The sequence below is a fragment of the Streptomyces aureus genome (genome assembly GCF_001418135.1).
Taxonomy (GTDB): domain Bacteria; phylum Actinomycetota; class Actinomycetes; order Streptomycetales; family Streptomycetaceae; genus Streptomyces; species Streptomyces aureus_A.
Genome location: NZ_LIPQ01000199.1, coordinates 1 through 15687 on the forward strand (window position 1 = coordinate 1; position 15687 = coordinate 15687).

Annotated in this window: 10 protein-coding genes and 2 pseudogenes; 5 read left to right on the forward strand and 7 right to left on the reverse strand. The window is 72.7% G+C overall.

Going from position 1 to position 15687, the window contains the following annotated elements:
* The first annotated feature begins 320 nt into the window (after positions 1 to 320).
* From AOK00_RS17820 to AOK00_RS17835, 4 genes are all read left to right on the forward strand, one after another.
* Complete coding sequence (locus tag AOK00_RS17820; protein WP_055601295.1) at positions 321 to 1508, forward strand: serine hydrolase domain-containing protein; 1188 nt, start codon at positions 321 to 323, stop codon at positions 1506 to 1508.
* 386 nt (positions 1509 to 1894) lie between these two features.
* A complete protein-coding gene (locus AOK00_RS17825) occupies positions 1895 to 3115 on the forward strand; it encodes an MFS transporter (protein ID WP_055601296.1) in 1221 nt (406 codons plus the stop codon).
* 38 nt (positions 3116 to 3153) lie between these two features.
* Positions 3154 to 3573 (forward strand): GlcG/HbpS family heme-binding protein, encoded by a 420-nt coding sequence (locus AOK00_RS17830; protein WP_055601297.1) that lies wholly within the window; start codon positions 3154 to 3156, stop codon positions 3571 to 3573.
* A gap of 146 nt (positions 3574 to 3719) precedes the next feature.
* On the forward strand, positions 3720 to 4544 hold the full coding sequence (locus AOK00_RS17835; protein WP_055601298.1) for an aldo/keto reductase: 825 nt from the start codon (positions 3720 to 3722) through the stop codon (positions 4542 to 4544).
* Between the two features lie 173 nt (positions 4545 to 4717).
* On the opposite strand, the gene AOK00_RS17840 is transcribed toward AOK00_RS17835, so the two are convergent.
* The 6 genes and pseudogenes from AOK00_RS17840 to AOK00_RS17865 all read right to left on the reverse strand — a co-directional run.
* The gene (locus tag AOK00_RS17840; RefSeq protein ID WP_055601299.1) at positions 4718 to 5890 is read right to left on the reverse strand and encodes an alpha-hydroxy-acid oxidizing protein; all 1173 of its coding nucleotides are present in this window, start codon (positions 5888 to 5890) and stop codon (positions 4718 to 4720) included.
* Between the two features lie 178 nt (positions 5891 to 6068).
* Entirely contained in the window at positions 6069 to 7142 is a 1074-nt protein-coding gene (locus AOK00_RS17845; protein ID WP_254047398.1) for a hypothetical protein, read from the reverse strand.
* Between the two features lie 181 nt (positions 7143 to 7323).
* A complete protein-coding gene (locus AOK00_RS17850) occupies positions 7324 to 7890 on the reverse strand; it encodes a hypothetical protein (protein ID WP_055601301.1) in 567 nt (188 codons plus the stop codon).
* Between the two features lie 68 nt (positions 7891 to 7958).
* Positions 7959 to 10073, reverse strand: coding sequence for a pectinesterase family protein (locus AOK00_RS17855; protein ID WP_055601302.1), 2115 nt, complete (start codon positions 10071 to 10073; stop codon positions 7959 to 7961).
* A gap of 242 nt (positions 10074 to 10315) precedes the next feature.
* Positions 10316 to 11026, reverse strand: a complete 711-nt coding sequence (locus AOK00_RS17860) for an NPP1 family protein (protein WP_437441426.1) — start codon at positions 11024 to 11026, stop codon at positions 10316 to 10318.
* Between the two features lie 141 nt (positions 11027 to 11167).
* Positions 11168 to 11551, reverse strand: a pseudogene (locus tag AOK00_RS17865) (TetR family transcriptional regulator C-terminal domain-containing protein); the annotation flags it as partial.
* 34 nt (positions 11552 to 11585) lie between these two features.
* On the opposite strand from AOK00_RS17865, the pseudogene mgt reads away from it, so the two are divergent.
* Positions 11586 to 12804 (forward strand): annotated as a pseudogene (mgt, locus tag AOK00_RS17870) (macrolide-inactivating glycosyltransferase).
* Positions 12805 to 12997: 193 nt separating this feature from the next.
* On the opposite strand, the gene secD reads toward mgt, so the two are convergent.
* On the reverse strand, positions 12998 to 15388 hold the full coding sequence (gene secD / locus AOK00_RS17875; protein WP_055601304.1) for a protein translocase subunit SecD: 2391 nt from the start codon (positions 15386 to 15388) through the stop codon (positions 12998 to 13000).
* Positions 15389 to 15687: the final 299 nt, after the last annotated feature.

Genomic DNA, 15687 nt, shown 5'->3' on the forward strand with positions numbered 1-15687 from the left:
GCGTGGACGTGCGGGGCGGCACTCAGACTGCTCGCACCCGCGTCATGGCTCTAGGGACGGATCGCCACGGCGCTTGGACTTTCCGGCAGGACGCCGAAGTGCCGCCTGGTGCGCCGTCGCGCCGACATCGGACCCGGGACGGCGTGGCACGTTCCGGTGGAGCACGTCCGCCGACCGGCCCTGGCGGGGGCGTGCCGCGGGCCCGTCCGGCCTCCGGTCTGCTAGGCAGGCAGATGCCCCGACCGGGTCTCCCGGCCCGGGCCCAGGGCGCGGGCGCCGGCCCGCCGCCCACAGCTCACCGCACCCAGGGAGATCCGCACGTGCCCACCCGCACCCGTGGCCGCCGCCGCCCGCGCACCGTACTGTCCGCCGCCGCCTTCACCGCCGCGGTGCTCGGCGCGACGCTGCTCCAGCCCGCGCAGGCCGCCGACGGCCACCCGCCGCGGCACGACCCGCGTCTCCAGCGACAGCTCGACCGGCTCGTGGCCCAGGACGACGGCCCGCCCGGGGTGATCGCCCTGCTCACGAGGGGCGACCGCACACAGACGTACACCGCGGGCGTCGGCGACATCACCACCGGCCGCCCGCCGCGCCCCGACGACCACATGCGGATCGCCAGCGCCGCCAAGGCGTTCAGCGGCGCCGTCGCCCTCCGGCTCGTCGACCAGGGCCGGCTCTCCCTCGACGACACCATCGCCGACCGGCTTCCCGGGCAGCCCGCGGCCTGGGGCGCGGTGACGCTGCGCCAGCTCCTGGCGCACACCAGCGGCCTGCCCGACTACTCCGCCGACCCCGAGTTCGTGGCCGTCCTCACCGCCGACCCCCACCACGTCTTCGACCCGCACCGGCTCCTCGACTTCGTCGCCGACAGGCCGCTGCTCTTCAGTCCCGGCTCCCTGTACGAGTACTCCAACTCCGACAACATCGCGGTGGCGCTCATGGCGGAGGCCGCGACCGGCCGCTCCTACGAGGACCTCCTCGAGGAGCTCGTGTACCGGCCCCTGGGCCTGCACCGCACCAGCCTCCCGCTGGGTTACCGGCTCCCGCGGCCCTTCATCCACGGCTACGCGGTCGCCCCGCCGGCCGCACCCGAGGACGTGAGCGAGGCGTTCGGCGCCTCCGGGGCCTGGGCCTCGGGCGGTATCGTCTCCACCCCCCGGGAGCTGGGCAGGTTCATCCGCGCCTACGCGGGCCCCTCGCTGCTCTCGGAGCAGACCCGCGAGGCGCAGCTCGCGTTCCGTCCCGGCGACTCCTCCGAGCCCCCGGGGCCCGGCACGAACGCCGCCGGGCTGGCGATCTTCCAGTACACCACCCGCTGCGGCGTGGTCTACGGCCACACCGGGAACACCGCCGGCTACACCCAGCTCATGGCCGCCACCCCTGATGGCACCCGCTCCCTGACCTTCTCCATCAACACCCAGACCAGCCCCAGGATCAAGCCCGCCCTGCTCGCCCGACTGCGCACCGTCCAGGAGGACTTCGTCTGCGCGCTCCTCAAGGACGGCTGAGACGCCGACCGGTGGGTGAACCAGGTCGCCGGCCGGGCGGCCCTCCCGTTGTGGGAGGGCCGCCCGGCCGGTGTGTGAGGACTACCGAACGCCTTGGGCGCGGGTGGAGGACCACCGAATGCCTTGGGCGCGGGTGACGGTCCGGGTGACCGCGTCGCCGGGGCGTCGGTGCCCGACGCCTGCGGCAGTCCGCTCTTCCACGGTCAGGACGCCGCCTTGCCGGTGCGCCCGGCTCGGGAGGCCGCTCGCACCGCGCCCGCCTCCTGAGCTTGCAATCACCATCATCCAGATCACACCGACTAGCCGCGATTGCATCTATAGCGCGTGTGCAACTATTGTGGGAGCACGTAAAGAGCCTACTCAAGCAATCACGGAAGGGGTGAGCCATGCCGCTCGCACTCCTCGCCCTGGCAGTCGGGGCCTTCGGCATCGGCACGACCGAGTTCGTCGTCATGGGGCTGCTGCCCGACATCGCCGGCGACTACGGCGTCTCCATCCCCACCGCCGGCCTGCTCGTCACCGGCTACGCGCTCGGCGTCGTCGTCGGCGCGCCCCTGCTGACCGTCCTCGGCAACAAGGTGAGCCGCAAGCGGATGCTCATGCTGCTCATGGGACTGTTCGTGGCCGGAAACATACTCTCCGCGATCGCCCCGAGCTTCGGACTGATGGTGACCGGCCGGGTGATCGCCTCGCTCGCGCACGGCTCGTTCTTCGGCATCGGATCCGTCGTCGCCGCCGACCTCGTCGCCCCGGACAAGAAGGCCGGCGCCATCGCCACCATGTTCACCGGCCTCACCGTCGCCAACATCGTCGGCGTGCCGCTCGGCACCTTCATCGGGCAGGCGGTCGGCTGGCGCACCACCTTCGCGATCGTCGCCGCGCTCGGGGTGATCGGCCTGCTCGGCATCGCCAAGCTCGTCCCCGCCATGCCCCGTCCTGAGGGCACCCACCTGCGCCGGGAGCTGAGGGCCTTCCGCAACCCCCAGGTGCTGCTCGCCATGGCGATGACCGTGCTCGGCTTCGGCGGCGTCTTCGCCGCGATCACCTACATCGCCCCCATGATGACCGAGGTCGCCGGCTACTCCGACGGCGCCGTCACCTGGCTCCTCGTCCTCTTCGGCGCCGGCATGTTCCTCGGCAACCTGCTCGGCGGCCGGTACGCCGACCGCGCGCTGATGCCCCTGCTGTACGCCGCCCTCGGCGGGCTCGTGCTCGTCCTCGCCCTCTTCACCGTGGTCGCCGACCACAAGGTCCTCGCCGCCATCGCCGTCTTCCTCGTCGGAGCGCTCGGCTTCGCCACCGTCCCGCCGCTGCAGAAGCGCGTCCTCGACCAGGCGCACGGCGCGCCGACCCTGGCCTCCGCCGTCAACATCGGAGCCTTCAACCTCGGCAACGCCCTGGCCGCCTGGCTCGGCGGCCTCGTCATCGCCGCCGGCCTGGGCTACACCGCCCCGAACTGGGTCGGCGCCGTCCTCGCCGGAGCCGCTCTCGGCCTCGCCCTCTGGTCGGCCGCGCTGGAGCGCCGGGCCCCCGCGACCGCCGATGCCGACGGCATGGACAAGGACGCCGGCACCGAGGCCGCCGCCCGTGTCCCCGTACACCACTGAGCCCCCTCCCCCGCCGCACCCACTCCAGGAGAAGCGCCATGACCACCACCGCCGTCGCCCCGCTGAGCACCCAGGACGCCGAGATCCTGCTCACCGCCGCCCGTGGCGCCGCCGAGGCCGCCGGGGTCACCGTCAGCGTCACCGTCCTCGACGCCGGCGGCCATCTCCTCGCCTTCCGCCGCGACGACCGCGCCGTTCTGATCTCCGGCGAGACGAGCACCCGCAAGGCCTACACCGCCCTGCAGCTCAACGCCCCCACCGCCGACCTCGTCGACCTGGTCAAGCCGGACGGCCCCTTCCACTCCCTGACCACGGCCCTGGACCGCCCGCTGCTCTTCATCGCAGGCGGCGTCCCCGTCCACCGCGACGGCACGCTCGTCGGCGCCATCGGTGTCGGCGGCGGCGCGCCCGAGCAGGACCACTCCTTCGCGGTCACGGCCACCGCGGCCCTCGCCTGATCCGTACTCGCGAGAAATCCGGAGCGACGCCGCTCGCGACGTCCATCCCGGCGTCCATCCCGGCGCCCTTCGACATCCGCAGCGAACCCGTAGAGAGGCCCTCGGGAGAGACCCGTGGGCGAACCCGCAGAGAAAGCAGTGCACGCATGTCCCACGTCCCCACCGTCACGCTCAACAACGGCGTGGAGATCCCGCAGCTCGGCTTCGGTGTCTTCCAGGTCCCCGACGACGAGACGACCGCCGCCGTCGGCCACGCCCTCCAGGCCGGTTACCGCTCCGTGGACACCGCCGCGATCTACGGCAACGAGGCCGGTGTGGGGCGGGCACTCGCCGACTCCGGCATCGACCGCGACGAGCTCTTCGTGACCACCAAGCTCTGGAACGCCGACCAGGGCTACGACCCCGCCCTGCGGGCCTTCGACGAGAGCCTCGCCAAGCTGGGCCTCGACCACGTGGACCTGTACCTGATCCACTGGCCGACGCCGGCGCGTGACCTCTACGTCGACACCTGGCGTGCCATGGAGAAGCTGGTCGCCGACGGCCGGGTCCGCGCGGTCGGCGTCTCCAACTTCCAGCCCGCGCACCTGGAGCGGCTGCTCGACAGCAGCGACCTCGTGCCGGCCGTCAACCAGATCGAGCTCCACCCGGCGCTCCAGCAGCGGGAACTCCGCGACCTGCACGCCGCCCGCTCCATCGCCACCGAGGCGTGGAGCCCGCTCGCCCAGGGCGCCGTCCTCGCCGAGCCCGCCATCGTGGACATCGCCGCACGGCACGGCAAGTCCCCCGCCCAGGTGGTGCTGCGCTGGCACCTCCAGCTCGGGAACGTCGTGATCCCGAAGTCCGTCACCCCCGCTCGCATCCGCGAGAACATCGACGTCTTCGACTTCGCCCTCTCCGACGAGGAGATGAGCGCCCTCGGCGGCCTCGACCGCGGACTGCGCACCGGGCCGGACCCCGACACCCTCGACTGAGCCCGTCCCGGGTCCCGGAACTCCGTTTCACCAGCCACGCGCCGGGCTGCGGCCCGCGCGCGGGCGCCTTCCCCATCGGAAGGAACCAGCCGCGATGTCCGCCTCCCCCACCGCCCCGGCCGCCCTCGACCGGCTGGTCTCCCCCGACCGCCGGCCGACGCTCGGACTCGCCCCTACGCCCGGACCGAGCGCAGCGCGCCGTCCGTGCGGAGGTCGGCGAGCGTCGGGTAGCCGTCGACGGCCATGATCAGGTCGGCCTCGGCGAGGAGGGCACGGAGGACGTGCACGATGCCGTCGGTGCCGCCGAGGGCAAGTCCGTACGCGTAGGGGCGCCCGACGCCCACCGCCGTGGCCCCGAGGGCGAGTGCCTTGATGACGTCCGCGCCGCCGCGGACGCCCGAGTCGAAGAGCACGGGGAGGCCGTCGGCGGCGGCGACCACGTCCGGCAGGGCGTCCAGGGCGGGCAGGCCGCCGTTGGCCTGGCGGCCGCCGTGGTTGGAGCAGTAGATGCCGTCCACGCCGCCGTCCCTCGCGCGGCGGACGTCCTCGGGGTGACAGATTCCCTTGAGGACGATCGGCAGGTCGGTGAGCGAGCGGAGCCAGGCGAGGTCGTCCCAGACGAGCGGCTTTCCGAAGACACCGACCCACTCCAGGACGGCGGCGCGCGGGTCCTCCTCGGGGCTCTTGGCGAGACGGGCGCGGAAGACGGGGTCGGAGGTGTAGTTCGCGAGCGCGTGTCCGCGGAGCTGGGGGAAGTTGCCGGTGGCGAGGTCACGGGGCCGCCAGCCGGTGATCCAGGTGTCGAGCGTGACGACGATGCCCTTGAAGCCGGCGGCCTCGGCACGGCGTACGAGGCTCTCCGCGAGGTCGCGGTCGGTCGGCGTGTAGAGCTGGAAGAAGCCCGGTGTGTCGCCGAACTCGGCGGCGACGTCCTCCATCGGGTCGACGGTGAGCGTGGAGGCGATCATCGGTACGCCGGTCCGGGCGGCGGCGCGGGCGGTCGCCAGGTCGCCGTGCCCGTCCTGGGCGCAGAGGCCGATCACGCCGACCGGAGCCATGAACAGCGGGGACGGCAACTTCATCCCGAACAGGTCGACGGACAGGTCGCGCCGGGCCGCGCCGACCATCATGCGCGGGACGAGCCCCCAGGTGCGGAAGGCCGCGACGTTGGCCTCCTGGGTGGACTCGTCACCCGCGCCGCCCGCCACGTACGACCACAGCGAGGGCGGGAGCGCGGCCCGCGCCCTTGTCTCCAGTTCGGCGAAGGTCATCGGCTGGGTGGGCAGGACGCCGAAGAGCCCGTCGAAGTAGATCTCGTGCTGGTAGTCGCCGTAGTGCTGGGGCATGGGGTGACGTGTCCCTTCCGGTTCCTGTCGGCGCGCTCGGGTCGCCCCGCCGCGGTGGCCCCCATCGTGCCCGCCGCAGTGCGTCCGTGACCATGGAACGGCGGCCGGGAATGTACGGGGCGCGGGTGCGGGCAGGGACGACGAGCGGGAACGGGCGGGGCGCGGGTGCGGCCGGTGGTCAGGAACGCGACGCGGTCCTGCACCCGCCGTCCGGGCTCCCCGTCCCGCCGAACATCGACGTGCTGCGGTCGTACGGATCGACGGTCTCGCCGTCGGTCGAACCGCTGTCCGACCCCTGCCCGCCGAACTCGGGGGTGAAGTAGCCGGTGAGGGTGTCGCAGCCGCCGTTGGTCATGTCGACCTTGTACGAGACGAGGGAGAGGGTGCCCGCCTCGGTGATGACCTTCGAGGGGTCGTCCCAGTTCACCACGACCTCGCGCCGCGCGATCGTGCGTACGACCTCGTCGCTGCCGGCCTCCGCCCGTACGACCGGGTAGACGTAGGTGACGTCGGTGGTCACCTGCAGGGCACCGCGTTCGCCCTCCCGGAACGTCATCCGGCCCCGGGTCTTGACGATGTCGCCGGCCGGGCGCGCGTACGACGTGTCGAAGCGGCTGAACAAGAGGAGCGGGTCGTTCTCCTCCGTCGGCGTGCCGAACGCGGCGGCCAGATAGTCCTTGACGTCCTTCTGGTGCGGGTTGATCAGGGCGATCGCCTTGGCGGGACGCTCGCCGCGCAGCACGGCCGGGTCCAGACTGGACGCGAAAAGGAAGTCGCGCGTCCGCAGGAGTGCCTTCTCCACCTGCGTCTTGCTCATCCACCCCGTCGCCCGTGCGGCGGGCACGGTGATGCCGGCCGTGCCGTCCGCCCAGCGCACGGCGGGCGATCCCCTGAACGGCTCGGCGAGGGTGGGACGTTGGGCCGGTTCCACGGGCGGCGCGTCGGTCGGACGCCCCGACTCCTGGGCGAGCGGTGGTCCGGACGCGCCGCTCCCGCCGGAAGCGCCGATCATGTTCCACGGGTCGAACGCCGCGACCAGCAGCGCGACGGCGGCGAGCAGCCCGACCAGGTAACGGCCCTTCTTGCGCCGGGCCGGGGCGGCGGGCGTGTACGTGCGCCAGCCCTCGTTGCCCGCAGGCTGGTCGCGCAGTCGCTCCGTCACCTCCCGGGCGCGCGCGGACGGTTCCTTGGGCGCGTCCGCGACGCCTTCCACGGAGTCCCGCAGGAACTGCTCCCACACATCGTCCGGCACCGACGAATCGTCCCGGTCCCCACCCGATTTCACACCGTGCTCCTCGCATCGCACACGCCCGGCCGGGCGGCCCACCCCCGGGGCAACCGCATGATCCCACGCCGGATCGCGGGGCGTTGAGGCAGGTCAGACTGCCCACACGACCCGGCCGGGCGCCGCCCGGCGGTGGGGGCGACGAGGCTCAGAGCGAGGAGGATTCCGCCCTGCCCGTGGGGGTGCTTCCGATGCGTGCCGCGAGCCATTCCACACGGCCGTCGTCCTCACCCCAGCGGCTGTGCACATGGACGGTGTGGTCCTGCGACGGTTCGTCCTGCCCGAGATCCCTGGAGTTCACCGAGAGCGTGAGGTAGGCGTACTTCTGGGAGACGGCCTCCAGTCCCGCCTCGGGCACCTCGGGCCAGGCGTTCAGGTCCCAGCGGACGGACGCCGGGGTGCCGGCCAGGGCGGCGATGAACGGTTCCGCGCGGTCCAGCGGCCGGCACCAGTCGAACAGTCTGATCGGCAGCCAGGCGGCCGGGTCGTCCCCGGCCGCCGAGGAGCCCTCGGCACCCTCCTCGAAGGCCCACCATTCGAGGCCGTCGGGCAGCACTTCCTGGACGCGGCGGAGAACCTCCGGCGAGTGGATGACCGCCTCGAAGTCCACCTCGGCCCCGTCGAGGTCGGCGACATCCAGCAGGGTCCGCACCGCGCGCATCGCCTCTGCCAGGTCGGGGGTCGTGAGGACGGCGGCCGCCCGGGAGTTGCTCATGCGCCGAGCTTAGGAGCGGGCGCGCTCCCTCCGCCTGCGAATATGCGCGTACGCGGAGGTGCGGGAGCTCAGGGTGTCCGAGGATTCCAGTCGCCCAGCCAGTGGAGGGTGTCCTGGGTGGCCGCCGCCGCGGAGCTCAGGTGGGGGCGGTCCGGGTTGGCCGGGCCCGCGCCCGGGCCGGTGTTGCGGTATTCCGCGAAGCGGTCCGCCTTCCAGGAGAAGCCGCCCATGTCCGTCCAGGGAGTGGGCTTCACCGCGGCGCTCAGGACGCTGTCGCGAACCGTCGTCTGGGGCGAGAGCGTCGTGTCTCCGCCCGCGTGCCAGGGGCGTCCGAGGAAGAAGCCGCCCGCGGCGACGTCGCCGTTCACCGTGGAACGGGTGATCAGGAAGCCCTTGCGGCCGGCGGGGGTGCTCGGGGCCGTCACGTACCCCGCCGACGTGCCGTCCCAGCGCTTCTTCAGGGTGAGGACCGATCTGTCGATCACCGCCGTGGCCCGTCCGAAGACGAAGTCGACGTTGCCGATCACATAGGAGCGGGTGACGAACACCCGGCCGGGCCTGTCCTTCGCGGCGGTGTCGAGCAGGAGGGTGTCCTGGTCGCCGCTGACGATGACGCCGTCGAGGAGGATCCGGTCGGCGGCCGTGCGGAGGGCGACGGCCTGATGCCCGTTCAGGTCGCGGTGCGCGGCCTCGTCGAAGTCATTGGAGATGGTGAGGTTGCGCGCCTGGAAGTCGTCGGCCTCGACCGCGACGGTGGCGCTGCCGCCCGTCCCGTACGTACCCGAGCCGTCAGGCCTGGTCATGCCGGAGGCGTGGCCCTCGACGAGGACGGTGTCCTTGCGGCTGCCGCCCGTGCCTTCGATGGTGACCTGCGGCTTGTTCGACGGGATCTTGACCGTCTCCCGGTAGACCCCGGGCGACACCCGGATCACGACGCGCGAACTGTTGCCCGCCGGTACCGCGTCGACGGCCTTCTGCACGCTGGTGAAGCGGCCGCTGCCGTCCTTCGCCACGGTGAGGACGGCCGGCGCCGCGGCCGGAGTCGTACGCGCCGGAGTCGGCGTGCCCGTCGTGCCGATCGTCTTCCGAGGGCCCGCCCCCGACCTGAGCAGCGCCGGCACCTCCGCCGTCGGATCGAGCGTGTACGGGTAGAAGGCCCTCGGGTCGAACGCCGTACCGCCGCTCTCGTTGCGGCCCGTCGTACCCGAGAAGGCGTTTCCGCGCTGCACCAGCGCCGCCGTGCCGTCCTTGACGACCGGGTTGTTCACGCCCTGGAAGACGCTGTTCTCCAGGACCATCCGCGTCCTCCCCCGCGCGTAGTTCCCGTACGAGGACGTGATGTTCGTGCCCGGGTCGTCCTGGAGGAGGTTGTTGTAGAGGTGCGCGTGGGCGACGTTGTCGGTGGAGGGGTTGCGCTGTTCGGTCTCGCGGAACCAGTTGTGGTGGATGGTCAGGTCGGCCGTGACGTTCTCGGTCCAGCCGATGCCGAAGGTCTTGTTGTTGGTGCCGAGCCTGTTCCAGGAGACGGTGACGTACGTCGTGTCCTTGCGGCTGTCGATGAGCCCGTCGGCCATGTGCCGCAGGTCGTTGTGGTCGATCCACACGTGGTGGGCGCCGTCCATCTGGACGGCGTCGAAGTCGTGTTCCTTGTCGTTCCAGATCCCCTGGTACGCGTCCCGGATCGTCAGGTTCCGGATGATGACGTTGTGCACGCCCTGCCCGAGGAAGAAGCCGCCTCCGACGATGTGCCCCGAGGTCCCCGAGCCGACGATGGTCTTGTCGGAGGAGACCTTGATCTCCCTGCCCGTGGGGTTCACCGTGATCGTCCCGGCCACGACGATGACGTACGGCTCCGGGGCGGTCGCGTACTTCTCCAGGTCGGCGAGGGTCCGGACCGTGACCGTCCTGCCGTCGCGTCCGCCGTACGTGCCCTTCTGCCCCAGCGCGTCGACCGACGCGAAACCGTCGGCGACGGCGCGGGCCCAGACGGGCGCCTCCGGCGCCGGCGCCGCCGGCCCGGCCTTCGCCTGCACGGCCTCCGCCCCGGCCCGCGCGTCCGTGCCGAAGAGGCCGAAGGCCGTGCCGTAGGCAAGCAGCCCCGCGGCGGTGAGCACCGCCGGGACACCGATCACCAGCGCCTTGCCTCGTCTGCGGTGCCTCGCCCTGCCTCGCACCTCGGTCATGTCGTACGTCCTTCCGTGTGGGGGTGCCCGCCGGAAAGGGCGGGCGTTCGGTAGTCGCCACAGGAAGGGGAAAGGTTGCCGCCGCTCGCGCGACCGGGTCGCTCGTGGCGCGGTTCAGGGGGTGGGCGCGGGCCGGGGGACGTCCGTTTCGACGGCGGCCGAGCGGTCGGGGGACGCGCTCCGGCGGGCCGACGGGCGTGGACCCGTCCGTCGGCCCGCCGGGGGCCGGCGCACCTGTCAGGTCAGGCGTACGGGTCGAAGGGGATGCCGGCCGGCTTGGCCTTGGCCAGGTGGGGGGCGAAGTTGCCGTCCTTCAGGCCGAACACCGCGCTGCCGAAGTCGGCCTGGCTGAGCTTGTCGCGCAGACCGGCCGGGTAGCCGTTCCAGCCGACCAGGCTCGGGAACTGCCAGGTGTGCTGGTGGTTCTCCGGCGGCTCGTCGTTGGAGTTGGCGGGGCGGAAGCAGTGCGTGCCGATGCCGTCCTTGTGGTAGACGACCTTCGGGTGGGTGCCGTCCCAGCGGATCGCGTCCCGGCCGTAGGTGTTGAAGTTGCCGTGGGCGGACGTGGAGACGTACTGCGCCTGGTTGTTCTGCACCCAGACCACGACGTGTTCCCAGTCGTGGCGGTGTCCCCCGAGGCCGCTGCCGATGACGGCCTGGTCCTTCTCGAAGTACAGGCCGTAGAGGATCGCGCACCAGCCGTTGTTGCACTTCGCGCGGGAGTAGCCGTTGGTCTGGGTGAGGTCCCAGGAGTCACGGCACTGGCCGTTGAGGGCGCCGGACGGTTTGAGCCCGCCGTTGACGGTGCCGTCGGGTCCGATCGCGGCGGTGGAGTAGCAGCCGTCCGTGTCGTAGTCGTAGGCCGGCTGGAAGGTCTGCTCCAGGCCGTCGGCGTTGGCCGGGAGCGCGGGGGGCGGTGCGGCGAACGCGCTGCTGGGCAGGGCGATGATCATCGTGAGGGCGGCGGCGAGGGCGAGCGCGCCCCTGGTGGCGTACACCTGTGTCTTCACTGTGTCCCCTGGGTCGGACGGCATGATTCGACAGGCGCCATCTTGGCATGAACAGATCACCTCGGGTGAGGTTCGGTCATGAACTCAGCGCGTCGCTGCCGCGACCAGTCGCTCCACCTCTCCGGCCGAGACGGAGCCGCCGTGGACCAGACGGTCGAAGACCAGACCGTCCACGCAGGTCAGCAAGGTGACGGTGCGTCCACCGGCGTCAGTGACGCCACGTGCGGCCAGGAACTCCTCGACCACCCGGCGGCCGGCGTTGTCGCGCGGCACGAGGATCTCCCGCAACTCGGGTTGGCGCACGCTCTCCAGAGCGCAGGCGTAGCGCGCGAACGAGCGGCGCCGCCCGTCCCCCGTGAGCCGCCGCTCGACGAAGGCGACGAGACCGTCGACGAGCTCCCCGGCGTCGCGTGGCACCGGGGTGCGCTCCCCCGCCTCCTGGAGCTCCGCCTGGTCGAGCCCGACCAGCCCGGGTGACTGACTAGACGAGACGTATCGTCTCATCTACAGTGGTCGTCATGACCACCACCGCGTCTCCCGCACACATCGCCATGTTCTCCATCGCCGCGCACGGCCACGTGAACCCGAGCCTGGAGGTGATCCGCGAGCTCGTCGCGCGTGGCCACCGCGTCAGCTACGCCGTCCCCGCGTCCTTCGCCGAGAAGGTCGCGGAGACGGGAGCCACACCCGTCGTCTACACCTCGACCCTGCCGACCGACGACGACCCGGACGCCTGGGGGACGGAACTCATCGACAACCTCGAACCCTTCCTGAGCGATGCCGTGCAGGCGCTGCCGCAGCTCGCCGAGGCCTTCGACGGGGACCGGCCGGACCTCGTCCTCCACGACATCACCGCCTACCCGGCCCGCGTACTCGCCCACGGCTGGGGAGTACCGGCGGTCTCGCTGTGGCCGAACCTCGTGCCGTGGGAGGGGTACGAGGAGGAGGTCGCCGAGCCGATGTTCGCCGAGCTCAAGGCCTCACCGCGCGGCAAGGCGTACTACGCGCGGTTCGAGGCCTGGCTCGCCGGGCACGGGCTCGACACCGACCCCGACAGGTTCGTCGCCCGCCCCCGCCGCGCGCTCGTACTCATCCCGAAGGCGCTGCAGCCGCACGCCGACCGGGTCGACGAGTCCGTCTACACCTTCGTCGGCGCCTGCCAGGGCGAGCGCGCCGAGCAGGGCGGCTGGGAGCGGCCGGCGGACGCGGAGAAGGTCGTCCTGGTCTCCCTCGGCTCCGCGTTCACCAAGCTGCCCGGTTTCTACCGGGACTGCGTGGAGGCGTTCGCGGGGCTTCCCGGCTGGCATGTCGTCCTCCAGATCGGGAAGTTCGTGGACCCCGCGGAGCTCGGCGAGATTCCCGCCAACGTCGAAGTGCACTCCTGGGTACCTCAGTTGGCGATCCTGCGGCAGGCCGACGCCTTCGTGACCCACGCGGGCGCGGGTGGCAGCCAGGAGGGTCTGGCCACGGCCACGCCCATGGTGGCCGTTCCGCAGGCCGTCGACCAGTTCGGGAACGCGGACATGCTCCAGGCGCTGGGCGTGGCGCGGCACCTGCCGATGGACCAGGTCACCCCGGAGCGGTTGCGGAAGGACATGCTCGCGCTCCTCGACGATCCCGAAGTGCCGCGCCGCGCCCGGGAGATCCGCGAGTCGATGGCCCGCGAGGGCGGCACGCGCCGGGCCGCCGATCTGATCGAGGCCGAGCTCGCGGGGGCGTGACCAGAGGGCGACCCGTCAGCCCCAGGCCCTGTCGTCGAACTCCCGTCCGCCCCGGGAGACAAAGGGAGTTCGACGACAGGGCCGGTACGGGGAGCCGTGCGAGGGCTCCCCGTACGGAGCGGGCGTACGGCCTGGGTGGACGGGCGCGGCCTGCGCCGGAGGAGTTCCGGACGCGCCGTTCGGTCCGCCCGGGTCAGACCACCGCGCCCGAGCGGTCCCGGTCCGCGCCGGCACCGCCCGCCCGCTGCCGCGCGCCGGAGCCGGAAGGGCCGCCCGATGCGGCGGCCGCCGGGTTCCTGGCCTCCAGGGCCACGGCCAACGGCATCGCCGTGAAGACCGTGGACGCCATGCCGAGCACGACTCCGGCGAGCAGCGCGACGGAGAAGTCCGTGAGCGAGTCGCCGCCGAGGACGGCGAGCGCCACCAGGACGAAGAGCGCGCCCATACCGGTGTTGACCGTACGGGGCAGGGTCTGTGCGACAGCCCGGTCGGCGAGGTCCGCGAGGGGAACGCCCCCGCCTCGCCGCCGCAGTTCCCGCAGCCGGTCGAGGACGACCACCGAGTCGTTGACGGAGTAGCCGACGACGGTCAGGAGCGCGGCCAGGAAGACGCTGTCCACCGGCTTGCCGAGCCAGGCGAACAGGCCGATCACGAGCAGCACGTCCTGGGTCATGGCGGCCACCGCCGCCGTCGCGTACGTCCAGCGGAACCGTACGGTCAGATAGAGGAGCTGGGCCGCGACGGCCAGTCCGAGCGCGAGCAGGGCGTGGGTGCGGAGCTCGCCGCCCAGGCTGGGGCCGATCAGGTCGTCGCGCTCCACCTCCACCGGGCCCGCGACCCCGGTGAGTGCCTCCCGGATGTCCAGCTGTTCGACGTCCCCGCTCTCCCTGACGCGTACCGACACGTCGCTGTCGCCGGTCGTCTGGACGACGGCGTCGGGGAAGCCCGCCTTCGCGATCGCCGCGCGTGCCTCGTCCGCGTCGACGGGTCGCTCGGCCGTGTACTGGACGACCCGGCCGCCGGTGAACTCGACACCGAACTCCATGCCACGGACGCCGATTCCGGCGAGGGCCACCATCAGGAGTCCGGCGCAGGAGAGCAGCCAGCGGCGCCCATGGGCCATCAGGCGCGGCACCCTGCGGGTCAGCCGGGTGCGCAGCCGGCCGAGTCCCGCCATGCCGGTGACCGCGGGCCGTCGGCGCACGGCGGGCAGGCGCAGGGTGAGGTCGGCGAGGATGCGGGTGATCACCATGGCGGTGAGGAGGGAGGTCACGACGCCGATCGCGAGGGTCACACCGAAGCCCTTGACGGGGCCCGTGGCGAAGACGAAGAGCAGGCCGGCCGCGAGCAGGGTGGTGACATGGGAGTCCGCGACCGCGCTCCACACCTTGCCGAACGCCGTCGTCAGCGGCCGCCGCAGATCGCGCCCGTTCGTGGCCCGGCCCATTGCCGCGTACTCCTCCCTCGCGCGTTCGAAGACGAGGACGTTGGCGTCGACGGCGATGCCGATGGCCAGGACGAACCCGGCGAGGCCGGGGAGGGTGAGCGTGGCGCCGAGGGCGACCACCGCGGCGTACGAGATCAGCCCGTAGAGGAGGAGCGCGGCGGTCGCGAGGACGCCGAGGAGCCGGTAGACCACCATCACGAAGATCCCGGTGCAGGCGAGGCCGATCACCGCGGCCCAGGCGCTGGCCCGGATCGCCTCGGCGCCGAGCGTCGGGCCCACGGTGCTCTGCTCGATCGTCGTGACGGGGACCGGCAGGGCACCGCCCTGGACGAGGGCCGCGAGGTCCCGGGCGTCCTGCCCGGAGAATCCGCCGGTGATCTGCGCGGAGCCGCCGCCGATGCCCGAGCCGCAGGGGACGCCGGCCTGCATGGCCGGGGCGGAGACGATGCGGTCGTCGAGGACGATCGCGACCCTGCGGGCCGGGTCTCCGGGCGCCGCGCAGGCGGCGGCGCCGGTCAGCCGGGCCCAGGTGTCGGCGGCGCGGTCGCGGAAGGAGAGGTCGACCGTCCAGCCGCGGCCGCTCGTGGTGTCGAGCACGGCCTCGGCGCTCTTGACGCCGTCGCCGGTGAGGACGGGCGCGGCGAGGTCGAGGAAGCGGCCGGGCGCGTCGGGGTCGGCGAGGACGCGTGCGGCCCCGTGCTTCGCGGCCGGTTCGGCGGTCCCGGCCGGGTTGTCCGAGCCGCTCGAACCGTCCGACCCTGCGGTACCGGCCGGGCGTTGCGCCTCGCCGGTGACGGCGTGGAAGGTGAGTTGAGCCGTACGGCCGATGACCTCCGCGGCCTGGCGCGGGTCGCGGAGTCCGGGGAGTTCGACGACGATGCGGCGTTCGCCGGAGCGGGCGAGCGAGGGTTCGGCGACGCCGAGCCCGTCGACACGCTTGCGGAGCACCTCCAGGGCGCGGTCGGTGGCCGCGGCGTCGGCGCGGACCGTGGGTCCGTCCTCGGTCTGGAGGACGATGCGGGTCCCGCCGCGAAGATCGAGGCCGAGGCGGGGCGGGGTGGTCAGGGTGATCCAGAGGGACAGTGCGACGACGGCGAGCGCGAGCAGCGCACGCCAGAACGCGGAACGAGAGGACACGGTTACTCCACGGGCGGCGCACGGCGACGGCGCGCCCACGCGGAGGGTGGGAGCGCGCGTCGGCCGTGCCGGACGTACGGATGGACACGCGTCGGCCGTGCCGGACGTACGGATGGACACGCGTCGTGGACCGGTCCGTGGGCATGCCGATGGCCCGGACGGCGACGCGGGGAACGTCAGCTGTGCCGGGTGGAGGGAGGGCCGCGAGGGGCCCGTGGGTCGTGGGCCGTGCCGGGCGGTGCGCGCTCCCGGCGCGCGGCGTCCTCGTCGGCGACCCCCGCCGGGAGCGCGCACCGCCC